A 21,515-nucleotide genomic window follows, 5' to 3' on the forward strand; every position below is an offset into this window, starting at 1 on the left:
CCAAAAAAGACCAACGCGTGGGCAGGGGGCGATGCATCAGGTAAACTGCGGCATCTTTTATACCTATAACGATTCGCCTGATGCCCACGACGTTTCATGAGATTCCCCGCAAGCGCCCGACCACGCCCCTGCTCGACCGCGCGAACACGCCGGACGGCCTGCGCCGGTTAGGCGAAGCCGAGCTGGAAACCCTGGCCGATGAGTTGCGCCTGGAATTGCTCTACACGGTCGGCCAGACCGGTGGGCATTTCGGTGCCGGCCTGGGCGTGATCGAGCTGACCATCGCGTTGCATTACGTCTTCGACACGCCGGACGACCGTCTGCTGTGGGACGTCGGGCATCAGGCGTATCCGCACAAAATCCTCACCGGTCGCCGCGAGCGCATGGGCACCCTGCGCCAGAAAGACGGCATCGCCGCTTTCCCGCGTCGCTCCGAGAGCGAGTACGACACCTTTGGCGTCGGCCACTCCAGCACCTCGATCAGCGCTGCGCTGGGCATGGCGATTGCCGCCCGCCTGCAAGACAGTGATCGCAAGGCGATTGCCGTGATCGGCGACGGCGCATTGACCGCCGGTATGGCCTTCGAGGCGCTGAACCATGCGCCGGAAGTGAACGCCAACATGCTGGTGATCCTCAACGACAACGATATGTCGATCTCGCGCAATGTCGGCGGTCTGTCGAACTATCTGGCGAAGATCCTTTCCAGCCGCACTTACGCGAGCATGCGCGAGGGCAGCAAGAAAGTCCTGTCGCGCCTGCCCGGCGCCTGGGAAATCGCCCGCCGCACCGAAGAATACGCCAAAGGCATGCTGGTCCCCGGCACGCTGTTCGAAGAGCTGGGCTGGAACTACATCGGCCCGATCGACGGCCACGACCTGCCAACCCTGATCGCCACGCTGCGCAACATGCGTGATTTGAAAGGCCCGCAGTTCCTGCACATCGTCACCAAGAAAGGCAAAGGCTTCGCCCCGGCGGAAGTCGACCCGATCGGTTACCACGCCATTACCAAACTCGAACCACTGGACGCTCCGGCCGCCGCGCCGAAGCAGGCCAGCGGGCCGAAGTATTCGGCAGTGTTTGGCGAGTGGCTGTGCGACATGGCAGCCGCTGATCCACGTCTGGTCGGGATTACCCCGGCGATGAAGGAAGGCTCGGATCTGGTGGCGTTCAGCGAACGTTTTCCGTTGCGCTACTTCGACGTGGCGATTGCCGAGCAACACGCGGTAACGTTCGCTGCCGGCATGGCCTGTGAAGGCGCAAAACCGGTGGTGGCGATCTACTCGACGTTCCTCCAGCGTGGTTACGACCAACTGGTGCATGACGTCGCGGTGCAGAACCTCGACGTGCTGTTCGCCATCGACCGTGCAGGTTTAGTTGGCGAAGACGGACCGACCCACGCTGGCAGCTTCGATCTGTCGTATCTGCGTTGCATCCCGGGCATGGTCATCATGACCCCGAGCGATGAAAACGAGCTGCGCAAAATGCTCACCACCGGCCACCTCTACAACGGCCCGGCGGCGGTGCGTTACCCGCGTGGCAATGGTCCGAATGCGACCATTGAGAAAGACCTCGAGCCGATCGAAATCGGCAAGGGCATCGTCCGTCGTCAGGGCAGCAAAGTCGCCTTGCTCGTGTTCGGTGTGCAACTGTCCGAAGCGCTGAAAGTCGCTGAAAAACTCGATGCCACCGTGGTCGACATGCGTTTCGTCAAACCGCTCGACGAAGAGCTGGTGCGCGAGATTGCCGACAGCCACGAATTGCTGGTGACCATCGAAGAGAACGCGATCATGGGCGGCGCCGGTGGCGCGGTCAGCGAGTTCCTCGCGCGCGAGAACATTCTCAAGTCGATGCTGCATCTGGGCTTGCCGGATATCTACGTTGAGCACGCCAAGCCTGCGCAAATGCTGGCCGAGTGCGGGCTGGATGAGGCCGGGATCGAAGCGTCGATTCGTGAGCGTCTGGCCTTACTCGACAAATAAACGCAATACCCTTGTGGGAGCGAGCCTGCTCGCGAATGCGGACTGTCAGTCAAATCAGGGCTGACTGATACACCGCATTCGCGAGCAGGCTCGCTCCCACATTTGATTTGTGCACATCTGAAATTCCCGATGGATTTCCATGAAACTCTCGCGCCTCGCCCTGCCCTTTCTTCTGCTGCCATCCACCAACGCTGTCGCCGATACCTTCGAGCGTGATCAGGCACTGAAACTGCCGGACACGCTGATCTCAGCCAACCGCCAGGTCGAAGCCCGAAACGACAGCAGCGCCGCCAACACGGTATTCACCCGCGAAGAAATCGACCGCCTGCAACCGAGCGACGTGCCTGATCTGCTGCGGCGCGTACCCGGCGTGCAAGTGGCGCAGGCCGGCGGGCGCGGCAGCCTGCCGGGGATCTACATTCGCGGCACGCAGTCGGCGCAGAGTCTGGTGCTGGTCGATGGCCAGCGCATCGGCAGTTCAACGTCCGGCGACAGCAACCTGCAGCATCTGAATATCGAACAGATCGAGCGCGTGGAAGTACTGCGCGGTTCGCGTTCGGTGATTTACGGCAGCGATGCGATTGGCGGGGTGATTCAGATCTTCACCCGACGCGGCACTGAGCAGGGTTTGCAGCCCCGGATGCACGTCGGTTTCGGCAGCAACCAGACTTGGCAGCGCAGCCTCGGCTTGTCCGGCGGCGATGAGAAAACCCGTTTCAACCTCGGCGCCAGCCTGGATGAGACTGCCGGGATTGATCGCACCCATGAGTCGTATCCAAGCGATGGCGATCACGACGCCTACCGCAATAAATCCGTCAGCCTGAGCCTCAGCCATGCACTGACCGATGACATCGAAATCGGCACCAATCTGCTCGATAACCGTGGCAAGGGCGAGTTCGACAACCCGTTCGGCCGCTTCGATATGACCACGTTCGAGTCTGTGCAACAGCAGCCGTACAGCGATTTCAACGTCAGCAGTGTCAGCAGTTACGTCGATGCCCGGATCAGCGAGATCTGGAAAACCCGCGTCGAGTTCGGCCACACCGAGAATCGCGAGAAGACCCTCGACAAGCTCAGCGACGAACGCACGGTGTTCAACACGTACCGCGATTCGGTGAACTGGCAGAACGACCTGACACTGGACGCACGCAACAGCCTGATCCTCGGCGGCGACTGGTACGAGGACCGGGTCAACAGCAGCACCGCATTCGACGAAGACAGCCGCTGGAACCGCGCCGCGTTTATCCAGCATCGTTATCAAGCCGACAGCTTCTCCACGGAGCTGGGCCTGCGCCATGACGACAATCAACAATTCGGCAGCCAGAACACCTGGAGCGGCACGTTCACCCTGCCACTGAACCCGGACAACGATTTGTTGCTGAGTTACAGCGAAGGTTTCCGCGCGCCGACCTTCAACGACCTGTACTACCCGGACTTCAGCAACCCGGATCTGAAACCGGAAACCTCGAAAAGCTACGAGCTGCAATGGCGCAGTCAGTTGACCGACAGCAGCCGTCTCGAGGCGTCGATTTACCGTACTGACCTGGGAGACGCGATCATCTTCGGCAGCAACTCACTTCCAGAGAACGTGGCTTCGGCACGAATCAATGGATTTGAAGCGGCATTGAAGCAGGAGCTGTTCGACTGGCAGAGCAACCTTGGCGTTTCGATCATCGATCCGCGTGATCGTGATACCGGGCACACCTTGGCCCGACGTGCGCGGCGCACGTTGAGCTGGGATCTGGATCGACAGTTTGATCAAGTCAGCCTCGGCGCCAGTTGGCAGGCGGTCAGCAGCAGTTATGACGATAAGGACAATACGCAGGCGCTGGGCGGCTATGCGCTGTTCGGCTTACGCAGCGGCTGGGCGTTGAACCGCGAGATCAAGCTGGATCTGAAGGTCGATAACGTTTTCGACAAGGGCTACAGCCGGGCGAACTACAGCTATGACGGCAGCCAGTATGGCTATCGCGAAGAAGGTCGAGCGTGGATGTTTGGTGTCACCTGGACTCCCCAGCTTTGATTTGAATCTTCGGTGATTTCACAGGCCCCTTCGCGAGCAGGCTCGCTCCCACATTTGGAATGCAATCCCCCTGTGGGAGCGAGCCTGCTCGCGAAGTAGTCACCACGGTTTCAGTGGTCCGGCGCGATCAATTGGCAGAGTTTGGCGGTGGCGCTGATCATCTGGCCGCTTGGGCGCTCAAGGCCTTTGTCGGTGACCAGCAGTAATTTCCCCTGCGTCACCGCGGCGACCTGCGGCCACGCCTTCCACGCATTCAGCTGCGCCCGATCACTCGCCAGAATCACCTCAGGATCGCGCTGCAACACTGCCTCAATACTCACCTGCGGCGCCGGCAGACTCAGATCACCGAACACATTGCCCGCCCCGCACACTTGCAGCGCATCGCTGATGATCTGCCCGCCACCGACGGTGTACAGCGGCTTGTCCCACACCTGATAAAACACCCGCAACGGCACGTCCCGGCGATAGCGCTGGCGCAGCTCTGCGAGTTGTTTGCGCAACTCCGAAGCCCGTTTCACCCCACGTTGAGGTCGCCCCAATTGCGCGGCAATGGCTTCTATCTGGGTAATGAGTTGCTCAAAGGAATGCGGTTCGGCGACGAAGGTCGGGATGCCCAAGCGCTTGAGCTGATCACGCTGCGCAGGGCCGACACTGCCGGGCCACAGCAACAATAAATCAGGCTGGAGGCTCAGCAATTGTTCCATGTCGAGTTGGCCATAGCGGCCGACAGAGGGGACGTTGGCAATTTCAGCAGGACGCTCCCCGGCATCCAGCACGCCGACCAGCAGGTCAGCCGAATCCAGTTCAACGACAATTTCAGACAGCGACGGCGCGAGGCTGACCACCCGCAGGTTCGCCAGCACAGGGCCACTGACGGCCAGCAGCAGAAGCGCCAGCCACAGACGACGCATCAGCCGAGTTGACGCGGGATACGGTAGAGATAAAACAGCACCGCCGTGGACAACGCCAGCAGCATCAACGGTACGGCTTCAAGACCGACAAACACCGCCAGCGCGCCGATCCACGCCGGCAAGGCTGCCGCGAGAAAAGCCGCACGACGACGGGCTGCGAGGGCAATCCACGCTGCAGGTTCATCCGGGGTATCGAGGGCTTTTTGCGTGGCGATCAGCGCATGTTTATAGCGACCGAAAAACTTCAGGCTGACAAACATCGACGCGACGCCGGCAATGAAAAACGGCATCGCCAGTACTGGCAGAATCCCTTCGCCCTGACCAAACAGCGCGTTGAGCACGAACAACGGCACTAGCGCCAGCGCGAGGTATTTCCACCAATCGACCGACAATCGGCGCCGCACCTGACCGCGAGTCACGCGCGATCAACCTCGCCCTGATGCTCATTGCCCATCATGTGGTCGAGCTTGCTGGCCTTGGTCGCCAGGTAGAGCTTGTTGTGCGGGTTGTGCCCGGTGTGCAACGGCACGCGCTCGGCGACGGTGATGCCCATGTCGGTCAAGGCTTTGACCTTGCGCGGGTTGTTGGTCATCAGACGCAGGGATTTCACGCCCAGATGTTCAAGCATCGGCAGGCACATTGCGTAGTCGCGCTGGTCAGCGGCAAAGCCCAGACGCTCGTTGGCTTCAACGGTGTCGGCACCGCCGTCCTGCAATTCGTAGGCACGGATCTTGTTCAGCAGACCAATACCGCGACCTTCCTGACGCAGGTAAAGCAATACGCCACGGCCTTCACGGGCGATGGCTTTGAGCGCGCCTTCCAGTTGCGAGCCGCAGTCGCAGCGCTGGCTGAACAAGGCGTCGCCAGTCAGGCATTCGGAGTGCAAACGGCCGAGAACCGGGGCACCGTCGGCAATTTCACCCAGGCTCAGCACGACGTGCTCGCGGCCGGTGGCTTCATCGAGAAAACCGTGCATGGTGAATTGCGCAAAAGGCGTTGGCAGCTTGGAAGCGGCGACAAAGACGACAGGCACCGGTGTGCTCCTGATCTAAAGAGTCTGAAAATTCGCAGGCCGGCATTGTAACAGCAGGTTCCTACAGACGCTTAGGCTGAATTATCGGGCATAACGATCAAAAAGTTTGATAACTACTGAGTTGCCTCTGTCCCTTTGGGAGCGAGCCTGCTCGCGAAGGCGTCAGGTCAGTCGCCCTCATGCTGGCTGAACCGCCGTTTTCGCGAGCAGGCTCGCTCCCACAGGAGTTGTATGCTCAATTCGGGTTGAACGGATACGGCTGCTTCCACTTCTCAAAGATCGGCTTCAACTCGCCGCTCTTCACCAACTGCTCCATGCGCTGGTCATACAGCGCCATCAGCGCTCGCGCCTGCGGAGTGTCGGCAAAGCCGAGAAACAACGGCAGCTCGATCAGATGTGAATAGCGATACAGCGCCGGATCTGCTGCGGTTTTGAGCACGGCCTCGATCTCGGTCAACGCATCGATGTAGTAATCCGCCCGCCCCTGCTTGAGCATCGATAAAATGCCGGTGCGCCGTTGGATCTGGTTGTAACGCTTGATATTCGGCAGGTAGTTTTCGTAGCGATAACCGCGCACCCAGGCCAGACGATATTTGCCCAGCGTCGCCTGCGTCGGCGATGGATTGCTCGCCAGACCCAACGCGTAGATGTGGTCGGAATCGAAGTTCCAGTGTGGATACAAGACCTGCTCGGCTTCGTCGCGATAGGAACCGACCAGCGCGTCGACTTCCTTCAACTGCACCAGCCCGACCGAACGGGTGTATGGCACGCTGCGGATATCCAGCTTTACTCCGGCCGGTTCGAACACTTTGCGCAACACATCCCAGCCAAGGCCATGACCGTCGGCGGCGGTGTAGTCTTCCCAGTCTTCGCTGGCCAGATGGATGACCGCCGGCGTCGGCGCAGCTTCCTGCGCACCGGCCACGGTACTCAGCAAAGCCAAAACCACTAACGCCAACCAGCGTCGAGCCATCCCTAGTCCCCTCACTTGACCCTGATATCCCGTGGAATCAGGCGAAAACCCACACCAGACCCTGCATGGCCAGCCAGGCAAATACACCGGCCAGCACGTCGTCGAGCATGATGCCGACGCCGCCATGCACATGCCGGTCGATCCAGCGGATCGGCCATGGCTTGAGAATGTCGAAGAAACGGAATACGAGGAAACCCGCGAGCAGCCAGTACCAGCCTTCCGGCACCAGCCACAGGGTGATCCACATCCCGACCATTTCGTCCCAGACGATGCCTTCGTGGTCATGTACCCGCAGATCGTCGGCGACTTTGCCGCACAGCCAGAAGCCGAACAGCATGGTGATCCCGAGCATCAGCCAGTAACCCCAGTCGGGCAACATTTGCCACAACGGAATAAAGGGTAGCGCAACCAGCGAGCCCCACGTGCCCGGCGCCTTGGGCAAGGTGCCGGAACCGAAGCCGAACGCAAGAAAATGCCAGGGATTGCGCCAGACCGACGGCGGAACGAATTCGGCCGGAACCTGTTTCGGGTGATCTGTCACGGTGTCTCCTGAAAATGTTGATAGCCCCGGATTTGCGGGGTGATGTCGTGCCCTTCGCGATCCAGCAGAATCACGCCCTGACCTTCTGACACACGACCGATCACATGGATCGGCCAGCCATTGGCCAGCAGCGCCGGCAACTCGACGGACGGCAGGGTGAAGGCCAGCACGTAATCATCGCCACCGCTCAGCGCTGCACGCTCGGCGCCGCGCTGACCGAGAAACGCCACTAATGCATCCGACAGCGGTACGCGCTCGCGTTCAATCTCAAGCCGCACCTTCGACGCCAGTGCGATGTGGCCACAGTCGGCGAGCAGGCCATCGGAGATATCCAGCGCCGAGGTGGCTTTGCCGCGCAGGGCCTGACCGAGGGCGAGTTGCGGTTGCGGCGACCAGTAATGATCGAGCAGCGGTTGGGCGATGTGTGCTTCAGCCTCACGCTGACCGAGCACCAAAGGCAAGGCGCCGGCCGCATTGCCCAGCTCCCCGCCGACACATAACAAGTCACCCGGTTGCGCACCGCTGCGGGTCAGCGCCTGCCCCGCCGGCACTCGACCAAACACGGTTACTGTCAGGCTCAACGGCCCGCGCGTGGTATCGCCGCCGACCAGCGCAACGCCGCAGCTCTGCGCCATGCGGTTCAAACCGTGGGCATAGGCTTGCAGCCAATCGGCGGTCACCGTCGGTACAGTCAGGGCAAGGGTAAAGGCAATGGGCGTGGCGCCCATGGCGGCCAGATCGCTGACCGCGACGGCCAGCGAGCGCTGACCGAGCAGAAACGGATCGCAGGGGTCGGCGAAATGCACACCGGCCACCAGCGTATCGGTAGAGATCGCCAACTGTTCCCCGGGGGGAACAGCAAGCAAGGCGCAATCGTCGCCGATCCCCAGAGCAACGCCTTCGCCGCCCTGCGCACAGGGCGCGGCGGCGAAGAAATTGCGGATCAGCTCGAATTCGCCCATTGAGGTTTCAAGCGCGTTTCAGCGCTTGAACGCCTTCACTTCAGCTTCACGCAGGCGCGGGGCCAGCTTGTCGAGCACGCCGTTGACGAACTTGTGGCCGTCGGTCGAACCGAAGACTTTCGCCAACTCGATACCTTCGTTGATCACCACGCGGTACGGCACGTCGACGCGCTTGAGCAGTTCCCAGGTCGACAGGCGCAGAACGGCCAGTTCAACCGGGTCCAGCTCTTCGATGGTCAGGTCCAGGCACGGCGCCAACGCAGTGTCGATCTCGGTCAGACTGGCCGGAACACCGTGCAGGATGTCGTGGAAGTAGCTGGCATCGGCGAAGGTGAAATCGTTATCGACGCGAAACTGCGCTTCGATTTCGTTTAGCGAAGTACTGGCCATGTGGCGCTGGTACAACGCTTGAGTCGCCAGCTGACGGGCAGCGCGGCGCTTTTCACTTTTCGAAGGCTTGCCGGCGTCCGTTGGACGCGGTTCGCGCGGGTTGAAACGATCGCTTTCGTCGCTAATCACTTGGCCTCCAACTGTGCCAGCAGGCTGACCATTTCCAGTGCGGACAGGGCAGCTTCGGCACCTTTGTTACCGGCCTTGGTGCCGGAACGTTCGATGGCTTGCTCGATGGAATCAACGGTCAGGACGCCGAAAGCGACCGGAACGCCGAATTCCATGGACACCTGGGCCAGGCCCTTGGTGCACTCGCCTGCGACGTATTCGAAGTGCGGAGTACCGCCACGAATGACCGCGCCGAGGGCGATGATGGCTGCGAATTCACCTTTCTGGGCGACTTTCTGCGCAACCAGCGGGATTTCGAAGGCGCCAGGTGCGCGGATGATGGTGATGTCGCTTTCGCTCACGCCGTGGCGAACCAGGGCATCAACTGCACCGCTGACCAGGCTTTCAACCACGAAGCTGTTGAAACGGCCCACTACCAAAGCGTAGCGGCCTTTAGGGGCGATGAAGGTACCTTCGATGGTCTTCAGGGTCATTCGTCAGTTCTCTTAAAGAGCCGGGACGCGTCTGCTACGCGTCCCTCAGTGATTTATTTGCCGCGAATCGGAGTCCGGAAACAACCGGTCATTATTCGGAGGGCACGTATTCTACAACTTCCAGATCGAAACCGGATATCGCATTAAATTTCATTGGCGCAGACATCAAGCGCATTTTGCGTACGCCGAGGTCACGCAGGATTTGCGAACCGGCACCGACGATGCTGTAGGTGGTCGGTTTTTTCGGCGTGGCCTGATCACCGGTTTCGCGGATGTGCGCGAGCAGCACGTCGCCATCGAGCGGATGACCGAGCAACAGCACCACACCGCTGCCTGCCTCGGCAACCGCAGCCATGGCGGCGCGCAGGCTCCAGCGGCCCGGTTGCTTGACCATCAGCAGATCGCGCAGCGGGTCCATGTTGTGCACACGAACCAGCGTCGGTTCTTCAGCGCAAACAGTGCCCAGGGTCAGCGCCATGTGCACGTCGCCTTCCACGGAATCACGATAGGTCACCAGGTTGAATTGGCCCAGTTCGCTGTCCAGTGGCTGCTCGGCAATCCGCTGAACGGTACGTTCGTGGATCATCCGGTAATGAATCAGGTCGGCGATGGTGCCGATCTTGATGTTGTGCTCAGCGGCGAAAGCTTCCAGTTCAGCGCGACGGGACATGGTGCCGTCGTCGTTCATCACTTCGCAGATCACCCCGCTCGGCTCGAAACCGGCCATGCGCGCGAGGTCGCAAGCCGCTTCAGTGTGGCCGGCGCGAGCAAGGGTGCCGCCGGCCTGTGCCATCAGCGGGAAAATGTGGCCCGGGCTGACGATATCTTCCGCCTTGGCGTCCTTGGCCGCAGCCGCTTGCACGGTGCGCGCACGGTCAGCGGCGGAGATGCCGGTGGTCACGCCTTCGGCGGCTTCGATCGACACGGTGAACTTGGTGCCGAAACCGGAACCGTTGCGCGGCGCCATCAGTGGCAGCTTCAACAGTTCGCAGCGCTCGCGGCTCATCGGCATGCAGATCAGGCCACGGGCGTGCTTGGCCATGAAGTTGATGTGTTCGGCCTGGCAGCATTCGGCGGCCATGATCAGGTCGCCTTCGTTCTCGCGATCTTCGTCATCCATGAGGATGACCATCTTGCCTTGGCGGATGTCTTCGACCAGTTCTTCGATGCTATTGAGCGCCACAAGGCACCCCCTTCAGTCAGGATTTGAGATAGCCGTTGGCGGCCAGAAAGCTTTCGGTGATCGTGCCGCCGGATGCCGACTCTGCGGCCTTGTCGCCCAAAAGCAGACGCTCCAGATAACGCGCCAGCAAATCGACTTCCAGATTCACCCGGCGACCCGGCGTGTACGACGCCATGATGGTTTCGCTCAGGGTGTGCGGAATGATCGTCAGCATGAACTCGGCGCCATCGACGGCGTTCACGGTCAGGCTGGTGCCGTCGACGGTGATCGAGCCTTTGTGGGCGATGTACTTGGCCAATTCTTTCGGCGCGCGGATGCGAAATTCCACGGCGCGGGCGTTGTCGCTGCGCGAGACGATTTCACCGACACCGTCGACGTGGCCGCTGACCAGATGCCCGCCGAGACGAGTGGTCGGGGTCAGAGCTTTTTCCAGATTGACCGGGCTGCCGCTTTTCAGGTCATTCATAGCGGTGCAGTCGAGGGTTTCGCGGCTGACGTCGGCAGCAAAGCCGTCGCCCGGCAGCTCAACCGCCGTCAGGCAAACGCCGTTGACCGCGATGCTGTCGCCAAGTTTGACGTCGCTCAGGTCGAGCTTGCCGGTGGCGACGTGGACCCGCACATCACCGCCCTTTGGGGTCAGTGCGCGGATACTGCCGATGGATTCGATGATGCCGGTAAACATGGGGTTCTCCTTGAGAACTAAGCCAGCGCTAACGCGATGGCCGGGAATTATACGCTCGCCGCTTGAGCAGGGATGGCAGTGACTCGCCAGTCATCGCCCACCGCGCGAATCTCAGTGATTTTCAGCTCTGGCGCATCCTTCATATAAGCCAGCGGCCAGTCCAGCAACGGACGCGCCGTGGAGCCGAGGAACTTGCCGGCGATGAAGATCACGAACTCGTCGACCAGACCCAGCTGAGCAAAAGCGCCGGCCAGCCGTGGGCCAGCTTCGACGAGCACTTCGTTGGTACCACGGTTGGCCAGTTCGATCAGCAATTGATGCAGATCGACCTGACCGTCATCACCCGGCACGATCAGGCATTCAGGGCCGTGAGCGTATTGCTCTTCGATCGCGACGCAGGTGGCGACCAACGCCGGGCCGGCCTTGAAGAACGGCGCATCGAGCGGCACCCGCAGGCGGCCGTCGATCAGCACGCGCAGCGGCGGGCGACTCATGGCCAGCGCCGTTTGCTCGGCATCCAGGCCCAACTCTTCAGCACGCACGGTCAAACGCGCGCCATCGGCCAGCACGGTGTCGGCGCCAGTCAGTACCACGGCGGCCTGAGCGCGCAGACGCTGGACGGCTGAACGCGCGGCCGGGCCGGTGATCCATTGGCTCTCGCCACTTTCCATCGCCGTGCGACCGTCGAGACTCATGGCCAACTTGACCCGCACGAACGGCAAGCCGTGTTCCATGCGTTTCAGAAAACCTTGATTGAGCCTGCGGGCTTCGGCTTCCAGCACACCACTTTCGGTGGCGATGCCGGCATCGGCCAGGCGCTGCAAACCACGTCCGGCGACTTGCGGATTCGGATCACGCATCGCCGCCACAACTCGGCCGACACCGGCATTGACAAGCGCATCGGCGCACGGCGGCGTACGGCCGTGGTGGCTGCACGGTTCGAGGGTCACATAAGCGGTCGCGCCCCGGGCCAGCTCACCGGCGGCGCGCAGGGCATGGACTTCGGCATGCGGTTCGCCGGCACGTTCATGCCAGCCTTCGCCGACAATCTGCCCGTCACGCACCACCACGCAGCCCACCCGAGGATTGGGATGGGTGGTGTAGTGACCTTTGCGCGCCAGTTCCAGCGCACGCGCCATGAAGTGAGCGTCGAGGATGGCCTGTTCGGCGGCGGTGGTCATTCTTTCACCGGTTCGCGGGCGAGGCGGTCGATTTCTTCGCGGAATTCGTTGAGGTCCTGGAAGCGCTTGTACACCGAAGCGAAACGGATGTAGGCGACTTCATCAAGCTTTTGCAGCTCGGCCATGACCAGTTCGCCGACCACAAGGGATTTGACCTCGCGTTCGCCAGTGGCGCGCAGCTTGTGCTTGATGTGAACCAGAGAGGATTCGAGGCGCTCGACGCTCACCGGACGTTTCTCCAGGGCGCGTTGCATGCCGGCGCGGAGTTTTTCTTCGTCGAACGGTTGGCGGCTGCCGTCAGTTTTGATCAGGCGCGGCAACACCAGTTCGGCCGTCTCGAACGTCGTGAAACGCTCGCCGCAGGCCAGGCATTCACGCCGGCGGCGCACCTGTTCGCCCTCGGCGACCAGACGCGAGTCGATGACCTTGGTGTCGTTGGCACCGCAGAAGGGACAGTGCATGGTGGCTGGCAACAAAAAAAGGGAGGGCCATGGTAGCGCATCCCGGTGGCAAGACAAGCCATAGGCTTTGCGGTATACAGAACGGCATGATCGTTTGATCCATGGATTTCATTTTGCTGGAGCATCCAATGCCGTTACGTCCGCTCGTTTTGCTCAGTCTTTTCAGCCTGCTGGTGGCCTGTGGCAGCGATGCACCCAAGCCCCAGCCGCCAACGCCGGGCCCTGCGCCGCAACAGGCGCAGAAAAAAGCCAAGGAAGCCGCTGACCTCGGCCCGCTGCCGGCTTATCAACGCGAACTGAGCGGCACCCTGCAAGGCGTGCCGGCCGGTGCCGAAGTCGAACTGGCGTTGCTGGTGATCGATGAAAAGGATCGCCCGCAACAATTGCTCGCCAGTTCCAGCCTGATCGGCAACAACCAGGTTCTGCCGTTCCGCCTGCGCTTCAACCCGGACGCCTTCCCGGCCGGCGCGCGGGTCGAGCTGCGCGGTCGCGCCAGCCAGTCCGGTCAGTTGATCCTGCATCTGCCGTCGCAAACTATCGGCCAGCCGACCACTCAGGCGTTGGGCCAACTGCAATTTGTCAAAGCACCATGAATGCACCGCTCGACCTGCAACAGGCGTTAGGTGAATTGCTCGGCGACGCCAGACTCAAGGTCTGTGCGTTGCCGGACACTGATTTACAGCTATGGCTGATCGATGGCGACAACATGGATCGCGAGTTCAGCCAGGAAGAAATTCAGCGAATTCTGCATGAGCCACCGTATTGGGGTTTCTGCTGGGCCAGTGGTCTGGCGGTGGCGCGGTATCTGGCCGAGTTCCCGGAGTGGGTGCGTGGCAAGCGCGTGCTGGATTTCGGTGCCGGTTCCGGGATTGCCGGGATCGCGGCAGTGAAGGCCGGAGCGCAGGAAGTCGTGGCGTGCGATCTCGATCCGCTGGCGATTTCCGCGTGCCGGGCGAATGCCACGCTGAATGGCGTAGAGATGAGTTACTCGACGGACTTCTTTGCCGAAGCCGATCGGTTTGATCTGATCCTGGTGGCGGATGTGTTGTATGACCGGGCGAATCTGCCGTTGCTCGATGCATTCTTGAGTCGTGGCCGTGAAGCGCTGGTGGCGGATTCGCGGGTTCGGGATTTTCGTCATCCGTTGTATGAGCGGATTGAAATGCTTGAGGCGATGACGTTGCCGGATCTGGCGGAGCCGGAAGAGTTCAGACATGTCAGCCTGTACCATGCGCGGCGCTAGCTAAAAGCTTCGCGAGCAGGCTCGCTCCCACATTGGATCTATGTCGTTCACAAATCCCCTGTGGGAGCGAGCCTGCTCGCGAAGGCGTCCGCCCATGCAACACACCTCTCAAAAGCTGACCGCTTCCGGCCACACCCCGCCAAGCCGTATAGTTGCCCCATCCACGCTTCTACGAGATCCCCCATGAGTGAGCAAACGCCGTACATCTTCGACGCCACGACGGCCGATTTCGACCAGTCGGTGATCGAGGCCTCTTTCAACAAACCGGTGCTGGTGGATTTCTGGGCCGAATGGTGTGCGCCGTGCAAGGCGCTGATGCCGATGCTGCAAGGGATTGCCGAGAGCTATCAGGGCGAGTTGCTGCTGGCCAAGGTCAACTGCGACATCGAGCAGGACATCGTCGCCCGCTTCGGCATTCGCAGCCTGCCGACCGTAGTGCTGTTCAAGGACGGTCAACCGGTCGACGGTTTTGCCGGTGCACAACCAGAGTCCGCCGTCCGCGCCCTGCTTGAGCCGCACGTGAAAATGCCACCGCCGGCCGCAGCCGATCCGTTCGAGCAGGCTCAGGCACTGTTCGATGACGGTCGTTACGCCGACGCCGAAGCGGCGCTGGTGGTCATGCTCAATGAAGACAACACCAATGCCAAAGCGCTGATCCTCTACGCGCGCTGCCTGACCGAACGCGGCGAGCTGGGCGAAGCGCAAACCGTGCTGGATGCGGTCAAGAGTGATGAGCACAAGGCTGCACTGGCCGGCGCCAAGGCGCAGATCAAGTTCCTCGGCCTGGCGCGTGATCTGCCGGATGCCGCCGACCTGAAAGCGCGTTTGGCGAAAGATCCGCAGGACGATGAAGCGGTGTATCAACTGGCGATCCAGCAACTCGCTCGCCAGCAGTATGAAGCGGCGCTGGAGGCACTATTGAAGCTGTTCATCCGCAACCGCAGCTACAGCGAAGGCTTGCCGCACAAGACCTTGCTGCAGGTGTTCGAGCTGCTGGGCAATGATCATCCGTTGGTGACGATGTACCGCCGCAAGATGTTTGCTGCGCTTTATTAAGATCAAAAGATCGCAGCCTGCGGCAGCTCCTACATTGGGATCGTGTACACCCTTGTAGGAGCTGCCGCAGGCTGCGATCTTTTGCAACTCACTCGATCCAGCTGTAGAGCGGCGTATCCCCGCCGCTCACCACTTTCACGTCCGAACTGTGGCGCAAACGCACCAGCAAGCGTTTGCCCGCTGCCGCGCTGCCGGTCAGCCCTTCCAGCTGATCAAGCAGGTCCGGACCGCTGAGTTGCCCGGCCTTGCGCAACAGATCCTTGGCCACCTGCCACAACGCATCGTCCTGATTCAGCGGTTTCGCTGCCGGAGCTGACGCGAGCGCTTCAGATTGCGCAAGCGGCGCCTGCCCATTCAGCGCCGAACCGAGCTTCGCCCAGTCGCCGTCATCCAGTTCCACCGTCAAGTCCACCGGCACATCGCCGACGGTTCCGCGTATCCGCAACATTGAGTTCGCTCCCGCACATTTCTGACCTGCATGCTCCCACGGGACTTGTGCAACGCCAAGTAAAGGCGCCAAACGCATCTGGTAATTCTTGGATAATCGACTACATTGATCTCTTTTTCGCGGGAAGGATCCCAATGTCTTCAGGACGAAAACTGGCCTCAAAGGGAGGCCCGACCTCGACAGGTGGTGTGGTACTTGAGGGAAATGAAAACCTCAATATCGAAGGAAAAATAATCGCCTCCATCGGACAACTCGCCAGTTGTCCGATTTGCGGTCCCGGCAAAGGTCCGATCGTGGCGGTGGGCGAAAGAACGCTGATATTGCCTGCTGGCCCCGCCGCTTTGGTAGATGATTATGTCGCCTGCGGCTGCCCGCCCATGTCCAACAAACTGCTGCCTCAACAACACAGTGGTTTTGCCGGAATAGGCCGCCCCACCCCTATCGACATGGGGCCACCGATTGTTGCGCTGACTTCGTATCGTTACCTGCAGGTAATCATCGAACGCTTGGACGACGTCGAAAAGCCTGGACTGTCCTACAAACTCAAAGACAAAAAAAAGGTGGCTGTCTTGCAAGACAGCACCTGCAGCGCCACGGGTGAAGGCTGCGAACACAAAGTAGAAAACCACGCGGATTACGACACTCTGTTGGTCGGTGAAGATTCCGAGTGGTCGTTTTATGCCTACGAAGAACCGTTGCAACAGGATCTGTCATGAAATCGGAAATCAAACTGATCTTTAAAGACTTTCTGATGCAGCCACCAAAAGGCATCAAGTTTCAGATGCTGGTGGATGGATCGATCATCGACGACAACATTATTCAGAACGATGACAAACCCCGCATTTACTCGCTCATCTCTGACAAGGGGCAAACCGGCATCACCCTCTCGGGTTCAAAGACATTGCCCTCGGTAAAAACCCGCGATAGCCACGAAGTTACTGTTCAGATCGTCGGCTCATCGGGAGCGACGAAGGCGATGCACACAGCCACGCTGACCGAAGGCAAATCACTGTCGATCGTCGCAGTTTCACCGTGGGTCAAGGTTCCCTTGTCCACCAGCGGTGCCGTTTCCAATGACACCTTTTACGAGGTGGAGTACGGGGTCAAACGCAAAAACGAGACCCGCACCGTGAAAGTGGTCATCCAGGATATGCCGCGCCGAATATTGATGGAGGCGCTTTCACACCGAGGTTCGACCGTATGGGCCGGTAACAAAGTTAAACACTCTTTACCGCATCCAACACTTAAGAAAAGCGTGGAATTCCGGGCGGAATCAAACAAGTGCAATGTATTCGTCTATGACGTATTGACCGCAATCGGTGTCAATGTGGCGATGATCGAACATGGCTCTTCAAAGTATGTTCCGGGTTACTCCAAAGTGAGTCCGCCGACCGCAGGAGAATGGGCAGACGAAACCCGCTTGCTTAATAGCTGGAACGCCGAGAAATCACCGCTTCCCGGAGACGTCGGTGCGTATGCTGTCAATTACACTGATGCCAGCGGCCACGTAGGTTTTGTTCTGACCCAAGGTGTCTGCATTTCTGCAGGCTGGGACAAAATAGAAGTCAACGATGTTGGTTTTCGAATCGCATCGGGCAATGCCGCTCGCGGTGACCACGACTTCTCCATCTTCCGACGCTACAAATACAGCAAACCACAATGAAACGTCTTTTCTGGATAATCCTGACTGCTTCACTTTTACTGATTGTGGCATGGCGTTTTTTGTCGCCCGCCAACCTTTCAGCCTGTACCTACAAAGACATAGCGCCGGGTCCGCTGACCGCTGTGGTCAGCAATTACTTTGAGGGCAATAGCCGCATCGACTGGCGGGATATGGACGACCGTTTCGACATACTTTCTACTCCAGAAGGCCAAAAAATCGCTGGCCAACCAGAGCCGTACACCTGCGAAGCACTGCAGATACTACAAAGCCCGGCGTTCAGTCAGAGTGAAAAAATCTTCACCACTGCGTTGATGTTCCAGTTGCCGATAGGCCAATACATGGCCTTCATGGATCGTACCCATCAACTCTATGCAGAGGGCAAAATAGATCAGGAGGTCATGAAAGTGGTGATACGCCCACGCGGAACAGCCATCAAATACTGGTGGCTGCCAGCATGGCGCCAGCGCTTCACTCGCGATGCCCCGAGCGTACTTGAGGCAAATCTGATCAATTATGTGCTATCGGGCCATTACTGGTTCGACTATCCCGGCGCAGGCTTCTGACTCTAAAAGCGTGACTTCCAATCTAAGCACCGCCCCGGAATCTACCTTGGGCGGTGCTCAGTCATGTCTTGCGCAAAGCGGAGCACACGGGCAAACTCTGCGCACTTTCGTTATAAGATTACATAACAAACTCTTCACTTTACTTCCCGGAGACCGCCATGCGTCGTCTGCTGCTCGCTTTGCCGTTTGCCCTGTTGCCGCTGGCTATCGCCCATGCTGCCGATGAGCATGACCACGATCACGACCATGAACACGGCAGCCTCGGCGCGCATGAGCATGGCGTTGGTCGACTGAACGCGGCGCTGGATGGTCAGACCCTGGAGTTGGAGCTGGAAAGCCCGGCGATGAACCTCGTCGGTTTCGAACACGTCGCCACCAGCGATGCCGACAAGGCCAAAGTCGCTGCCGCCCGCGCACAATTGGAAAAACCGCTGACCCTGTTCAGCCTGCCGTCTGATGCCGGGTGCAAAGTAGTCAGTCAGGAACTGGAGAGCCCGCTGTTCGGTGACAAGCCGGATGCTGACGACCATGACGACGATGAAGCGGACAAGGACGGTCACGAGCATCACCACGACCACAGCGAAATCCATGCGCACTATCAGTTCAACTGCGCCACACCGGGCGCGCTGAAGACCCTGGATCTGGCGAACGTCTTCAAGACCTTCCCGGCGACGCAGAAAATTCAGGTACAACTGATCAGCGCCAGCGGCCAGCAAGGTACCGAAGTGAGGGCCAAGGCTGCCGCGCTGAAATTCTGATCACTCCGTAAATCCCCTGTGGGAGCGAGCCTGCTCGCGAAAGCGGTGCATCAGTCGATATCGATGTCGACTGTCAGATTGCATTCGCGAGCAGGCTCGCTCCCACAAGGGTTCAGTGTCCAACCATGAAACTGGTGCCATGACCCAAGCACTCATCGAACTGTCCGACCTGGGCTTCAACTGGCCCGGTCACCCGCCGTTGCTGGACATCCCGGCGTTTCGTCTGGAAGCCGGCGAAACCCTGTTCCTCAAAGGCCCCAGCGGCAGCGGCAAGACCACCCTGCTCGGCCTGCTCGGCGGCGTGCAGAAACCCGGTCGCGGCAGCATTCGCCTGCTCGGCCAGGAGCTGACCGAACTCTCCGCCGGCGCCCGCGACAGCTTCCGCGTCGATCACACCGGCTACATTTTCCAGCAGTTCAACTTGCTGCCGTTTCTCTCGGTCCGCGAGAACGTTGAGCTGCCGTGTCACTTCTCAAAAATGCGCGCACAACGGGCGAAACAGCGCCACGGCAGTGTCGATCAAGCGGCAGCGACCTTGCTCGCCCACTTGGGTTTGAAGGATGAAAGCATCCTAAGCCGTCGCGCCGACTCGCTGTCGATCGGCCAACAGCAACGGGTTGCCGCCGCACGCGCATTGATCGGCCAGCCTGAGCTGGTGATCGCCGACGAACCAACCTCGGCACTGGATTACGACGCCCGGGAAAACTTCATTCGCCTGCTGTTCGCCGAATGCCGCGAGGCCGGATCGAGTCTGCTGTTCGTCAGCCACGATCAGAGCCTGGCGCCACTGTTCGACCGTCATCTGTCCCTGGCCGAACTCAATCGCGCCGCCACGTCTGCCGAGGTCTGAGATGTATCTGTTTCGTCTGGCCATGGCCAGCCTGGCCAACCGCCGTTTTACCGCCCTGCTCACTGCATTCGCCATCGCCCTGTCGGTGTGCCTGCTGCTCGCCGTCGAGCGGGTGCGCACCGAAGCCAAAGCCAGTTTCGCCAGCACCATCAGCGGCACCGACCTGATCGTCGGCGCCCGCTCCGGCTCGGTGAATCTGCTGCTGTACTCGGTGTTCCGCATCGGCAACGCCACCAACAACATCCGCTGGGACAGCTTCGAACACTTCGCCAGCAACCCGAAAGTGAAGTGGGCAATCCCGATGTCCCTCGGCGACTCCCATCGCGGCTATCGCGTGATGGGCACCACCGAAGCCTATTTCGAGCATTACCAGTACGGTCGCCAGCAACACCTGGCACTGGCCGACGGCCGCGCGTTTGCAACGGATCCGTTCGAAGTTGTGCTGGGTGCCGAGGTCGCGGATACGCTGCATTACAAACTCGGTGACAAACTGGTGCTGGCCCACGGTGTGGCGGCGATCAGTCTGGTCAAGCACGACGACAAACCGTTCACCGTGGTCGGTATTCTCAAGCGCACCGGCACCCCGGTCGATCGCACGCTGCACATCAGCCTCGGCGGCATGGAAGCGATTCACATCGACTGGCACAACGGTGTGCCGGCACGGGGCAACGGCCGGATCAGCGCCGATCAGGCGCGCAACATGGACCTGACGCCGCAAGCGATCACTGCATTCATGCTCGGTCTAAACAGCAAGATTTCCACGTTTGCGCTGCAACGCGAGATCAATGAATTCCGTGGCGAACCGATGCTGGCGATCCTGCCGGGCGTAGCGTTGCAAGAATTGTGGAGCCTGATGAGCACCGCCGAAAAAGCGCTGTTTGTGGTCTCGCTGTTTGTGGTGCTGACCGGGTTGATCGGCATGCTCACGGCGATTCTCACCAGCCTCAACGAACGGCGCCGCGAAATGGCGATTCTGCGTTCGGTCGGTGCGCGACCGTGGCACATCGCGAGTCTGCTGGTGCTGGAAGCGTTTGCTCTGGCGCTGACCGGGGTGATCGCCGGCGTTGCGTTGTTGTACATCGGCATCGCCGCTGCGCAGGGTTACGTGCAGGCCAATTACGGTTTGTATCTGCCGCTGGCATGGCCGAGCGAGTATGAATGGACGCTGCTCGGTGGCATTCTGGCGGCCGCGCTGCTGATGGGCAGCGTGCCGGCCTGGCGCGCTTATCGCCAATCCCTGGCCGATGGCCTGTCGATCCGTTTATGAGGATGTTCACCATGCCCCGCGCTGCACTCGCGCTGCTGTTGCTGATCGCCCTGCCCGTGTGGGCAGCGGCGCCGAAAGACCTGACGTGGTCGGAAATGATTCCGCCGGACGCCGCGCCGGAGGTGCCGAACATGACACCGCTGCACGACATGTCGAAGATGAGCGACGCGCTCTCCGCCGAGTCCGCGCCAGCGGCCAAGCAGGACATGCCGAATGCGCCGGTGGTGAAGGCTCTCGACGGTCAGAATATTCGCTTGCCGGGCTACATCGTGCCGCTGGAAGTCAACGAAGAAGGACGCACCACGGACTTTTTGCTGGTGCCGTACTTCGGCGCCTGCATCCACGTGCCGCCACCGCCGTCGAACCAGATCGTGCATGTGAAAAGCGAGTTGGGCGTGAAGCTTGATGAGCTGTATCAGCCGTACTGGGTCGAAGGGCCGTTGCAGGTCAAGGCGTCGAGCAGCGAACTGGCGGATGCCGGGTATCAGATGGATGCCGACAAGATTTATGTGTATGAGCTGCCGGAGTGAATCCCGGTAGTTTGGTATTGGCTGATCTATCGTCTTCGCGAGCAGGCTCGCTCCCACAGGAGATCACATTCCAGGGTGGGAGCGAGCCTGCTCGCGAAGAGGCCCTCAAGGTTCCACAGAAATCTGCTCCTTCACTGTTTCATTGAGCTGAGTCAAAAGACCGTATCAGTTGGCTTCGTACCATAGGACATCAGAAACTTTTAACGTCCTTTTGGA

25 protein-coding genes are annotated in these 21,515 nt (G+C 60.2%); 12 read left to right on the top strand and 13 right to left on the bottom strand.

Features of this window, described 5'->3' with window-relative positions; all coding sequences use genetic code 11:
- The first annotated feature begins 80 nt into the window (after window positions 1-80).
- Together dxs and AB4N44_RS13850 are read left to right on the top strand one after the other, a co-directional pair.
- A complete protein-coding gene (gene dxs, locus AB4N44_RS13845; RefSeq protein WP_150751763.1) occupies window positions 81-1,979 on the top strand; it encodes a 1-deoxy-D-xylulose-5-phosphate synthase in 1,899 nt (632 codons plus the stop codon).
- A gap of 139 nt (window positions 1,980-2,118) precedes the next feature.
- A complete protein-coding gene (locus tag AB4N44_RS13850) occupies window positions 2,119-4,002 on the top strand; it encodes a TonB-dependent receptor domain-containing protein (RefSeq protein WP_460108663.1) in 1,884 nt (627 codons plus the stop codon).
- 110 nt (window positions 4,003-4,112) lie between these two features.
- On the opposite strand, the gene AB4N44_RS13855 is transcribed toward AB4N44_RS13850, so the two are convergent.
- The 12 genes from AB4N44_RS13855 to nrdR form a co-directional block, all read right to left on the bottom strand.
- Entirely contained in the window at window positions 4,113-4,913 is an 801-nt protein-coding gene (locus AB4N44_RS13855) for a cobalamin-binding protein (RefSeq protein ID WP_160041978.1), read from the bottom strand.
- Window positions 4,913-5,332, bottom strand: coding sequence for an MFS transporter (locus tag AB4N44_RS13860; protein WP_122661425.1), 420 nt, complete (start codon window positions 5,330-5,332; stop codon window positions 4,913-4,915). Before AB4N44_RS13860 ends, AB4N44_RS13855 begins: the two co-directional genes overlap by 1 nt.
- Entirely contained in the window at window positions 5,329-5,946 is a 618-nt protein-coding gene (gene ribA / locus AB4N44_RS13865; RefSeq protein ID WP_016984117.1) for a GTP cyclohydrolase II, read from the bottom strand. Before ribA ends, AB4N44_RS13860 begins: the two co-directional genes overlap by 4 nt.
- Window positions 5,947-6,181: 235 nt before the next feature.
- Window positions 6,182-6,919, bottom strand: a complete 738-nt coding sequence (locus AB4N44_RS13870; protein ID WP_127929940.1) for a substrate-binding periplasmic protein — start codon at window positions 6,917-6,919, stop codon at window positions 6,182-6,184.
- A gap of 37 nt (window positions 6,920-6,956) precedes the next feature.
- Window positions 6,957-7,460, bottom strand: a complete 504-nt coding sequence (locus tag AB4N44_RS13875; RefSeq protein ID WP_011336134.1) for a phosphatidylglycerophosphatase A family protein — start codon at window positions 7,458-7,460, stop codon at window positions 6,957-6,959.
- On the bottom strand, window positions 7,457-8,422 hold the full coding sequence (gene thiL, locus AB4N44_RS13880; RefSeq protein ID WP_460108661.1) for a thiamine-phosphate kinase: 966 nt from the start codon (window positions 8,420-8,422) through the stop codon (window positions 7,457-7,459). Before thiL ends, AB4N44_RS13875 begins: the two co-directional genes overlap by 4 nt.
- Before the next feature lie 18 nt (window positions 8,423-8,440).
- On the bottom strand, window positions 8,441-8,941 hold the full coding sequence (nusB, locus tag AB4N44_RS13885; protein WP_460108659.1) for a transcription antitermination factor NusB: 501 nt from the start codon (window positions 8,939-8,941) through the stop codon (window positions 8,441-8,443).
- The gene (gene ribH, locus AB4N44_RS13890) at window positions 8,938-9,414 is read right to left on the bottom strand and encodes a 6,7-dimethyl-8-ribityllumazine synthase (protein WP_003228649.1); all 477 of its coding nucleotides are present in this window, start codon (window positions 9,412-9,414) and stop codon (window positions 8,938-8,940) included. Before ribH ends, nusB begins: the two co-directional genes overlap by 4 nt.
- 91 nt (window positions 9,415-9,505) lie before the next feature.
- On the bottom strand, window positions 9,506-10,597 hold the full coding sequence (gene ribBA, locus AB4N44_RS13895) for a bifunctional 3,4-dihydroxy-2-butanone-4-phosphate synthase/GTP cyclohydrolase II (protein WP_127929942.1): 1,092 nt from the start codon (window positions 10,595-10,597) through the stop codon (window positions 9,506-9,508).
- Between the two features lie 16 nt (window positions 10,598-10,613).
- Complete coding sequence (locus tag AB4N44_RS13900) at window positions 10,614-11,279, bottom strand: riboflavin synthase (RefSeq protein ID WP_116029888.1); 666 nt, start codon at window positions 11,277-11,279, stop codon at window positions 10,614-10,616.
- A 47-nt stretch (window positions 11,280-11,326) separates the two neighbouring features.
- The gene (ribD, locus tag AB4N44_RS13905) at window positions 11,327-12,460 is read right to left on the bottom strand and encodes a bifunctional diaminohydroxyphosphoribosylaminopyrimidine deaminase/5-amino-6-(5-phosphoribosylamino)uracil reductase RibD (RefSeq protein WP_455807108.1); all 1,134 of its coding nucleotides are present in this window, start codon (window positions 12,458-12,460) and stop codon (window positions 11,327-11,329) included.
- Entirely contained in the window at window positions 12,457-12,921 is a 465-nt protein-coding gene (nrdR, locus tag AB4N44_RS13910) for a transcriptional regulator NrdR (RefSeq protein WP_007910946.1), read from the bottom strand. Before nrdR ends, ribD begins: the two co-directional genes overlap by 4 nt.
- A gap of 128 nt (window positions 12,922-13,049) precedes the next feature.
- Between nrdR and AB4N44_RS13915 the strand changes: the two genes are divergently transcribed.
- The 3 genes from AB4N44_RS13915 (at window position 13,050) to trxA (ending at window position 15,220) form a co-directional block, all read left to right on the top strand.
- Window positions 13,050-13,514 carry a YbaY family lipoprotein gene (locus AB4N44_RS13915; RefSeq protein WP_127929945.1) on the top strand — a complete coding sequence of 155 codons (465 nt, stop codon included), beginning with the start codon at window positions 13,050-13,052 and terminating at the stop codon, window positions 13,512-13,514.
- Window positions 13,511-14,164, top strand: a complete 654-nt coding sequence (locus tag AB4N44_RS13920) for a class I SAM-dependent methyltransferase (protein ID WP_127929946.1) — start codon at window positions 13,511-13,513, stop codon at window positions 14,162-14,164. The genes AB4N44_RS13915 and AB4N44_RS13920 overlap by 4 nt, the downstream gene beginning before the upstream one ends.
- Before the next feature lie 183 nt (window positions 14,165-14,347).
- Complete coding sequence (gene trxA, locus AB4N44_RS13925; protein ID WP_455807107.1) at window positions 14,348-15,220, top strand: thioredoxin; 873 nt, start codon at window positions 14,348-14,350, stop codon at window positions 15,218-15,220.
- Window positions 15,221-15,308: 88 nt separating this feature from the next.
- On the opposite strand, the gene AB4N44_RS13930 is transcribed toward trxA, so the two are convergent.
- Window positions 15,309-15,668: a hypothetical protein gene (locus tag AB4N44_RS13930; protein WP_455807106.1), complete on the bottom strand. Its 360-nt coding sequence runs from the start codon at window positions 15,666-15,668 to the stop codon at window positions 15,309-15,311.
- Between the two features lie 134 nt (window positions 15,669-15,802).
- Between AB4N44_RS13930 and AB4N44_RS13935 the strand changes: the two genes are divergently transcribed.
- From AB4N44_RS13935 to AB4N44_RS13965, 7 genes are all read left to right on the top strand, one after another.
- Window positions 15,803-16,384, top strand: coding sequence for a PAAR domain-containing protein (locus AB4N44_RS13935; RefSeq protein WP_224790146.1), 582 nt, complete (start codon window positions 15,803-15,805; stop codon window positions 16,382-16,384).
- Window positions 16,381-17,331, top strand: coding sequence for a CHAP domain-containing protein (locus tag AB4N44_RS13940; protein ID WP_150751771.1), 951 nt, complete (start codon window positions 16,381-16,383; stop codon window positions 17,329-17,331). Before AB4N44_RS13935 ends, AB4N44_RS13940 begins: the two co-directional genes overlap by 4 nt.
- Window positions 17,328-17,894, top strand: a complete 567-nt coding sequence (locus AB4N44_RS13945; protein WP_150751772.1) for a hypothetical protein — start codon at window positions 17,328-17,330, stop codon at window positions 17,892-17,894. The genes AB4N44_RS13940 and AB4N44_RS13945 overlap by 4 nt, the downstream gene beginning before the upstream one ends.
- A gap of 158 nt (window positions 17,895-18,052) precedes the next feature.
- Complete coding sequence (locus tag AB4N44_RS13950; protein ID WP_460108653.1) at window positions 18,053-18,652, top strand: DUF2796 domain-containing protein; 600 nt, start codon at window positions 18,053-18,055, stop codon at window positions 18,650-18,652.
- 139 nt (window positions 18,653-18,791) lie between these two features.
- Window positions 18,792-19,502 carry an ABC transporter ATP-binding protein gene (locus AB4N44_RS13955; protein ID WP_460108651.1) on the top strand — a complete coding sequence of 237 codons (711 nt, stop codon included), beginning with the start codon at window positions 18,792-18,794 and terminating at the stop codon, window positions 19,500-19,502.
- A 1-nt stretch (window position 19,503) separates the two neighbouring features.
- Window positions 19,504-20,769 (top strand): ABC transporter permease, encoded by a 1,266-nt coding sequence (locus tag AB4N44_RS13960; protein WP_150774595.1) that lies wholly within the window; start codon window positions 19,504-19,506, stop codon window positions 20,767-20,769.
- Window positions 20,770-20,780: 11 nt separating this feature from the next.
- Window positions 20,781-21,299: a DUF3299 domain-containing protein gene (locus tag AB4N44_RS13965; RefSeq protein ID WP_460108649.1), complete on the top strand. Its 519-nt coding sequence runs from the start codon at window positions 20,781-20,783 to the stop codon at window positions 21,297-21,299.
- The last annotated feature ends 216 nt before the right edge of the window (window positions 21,300-21,515 follow it).

This window comes from Pseudomonas sp. S3_C06 (assembly GCF_054667675.1).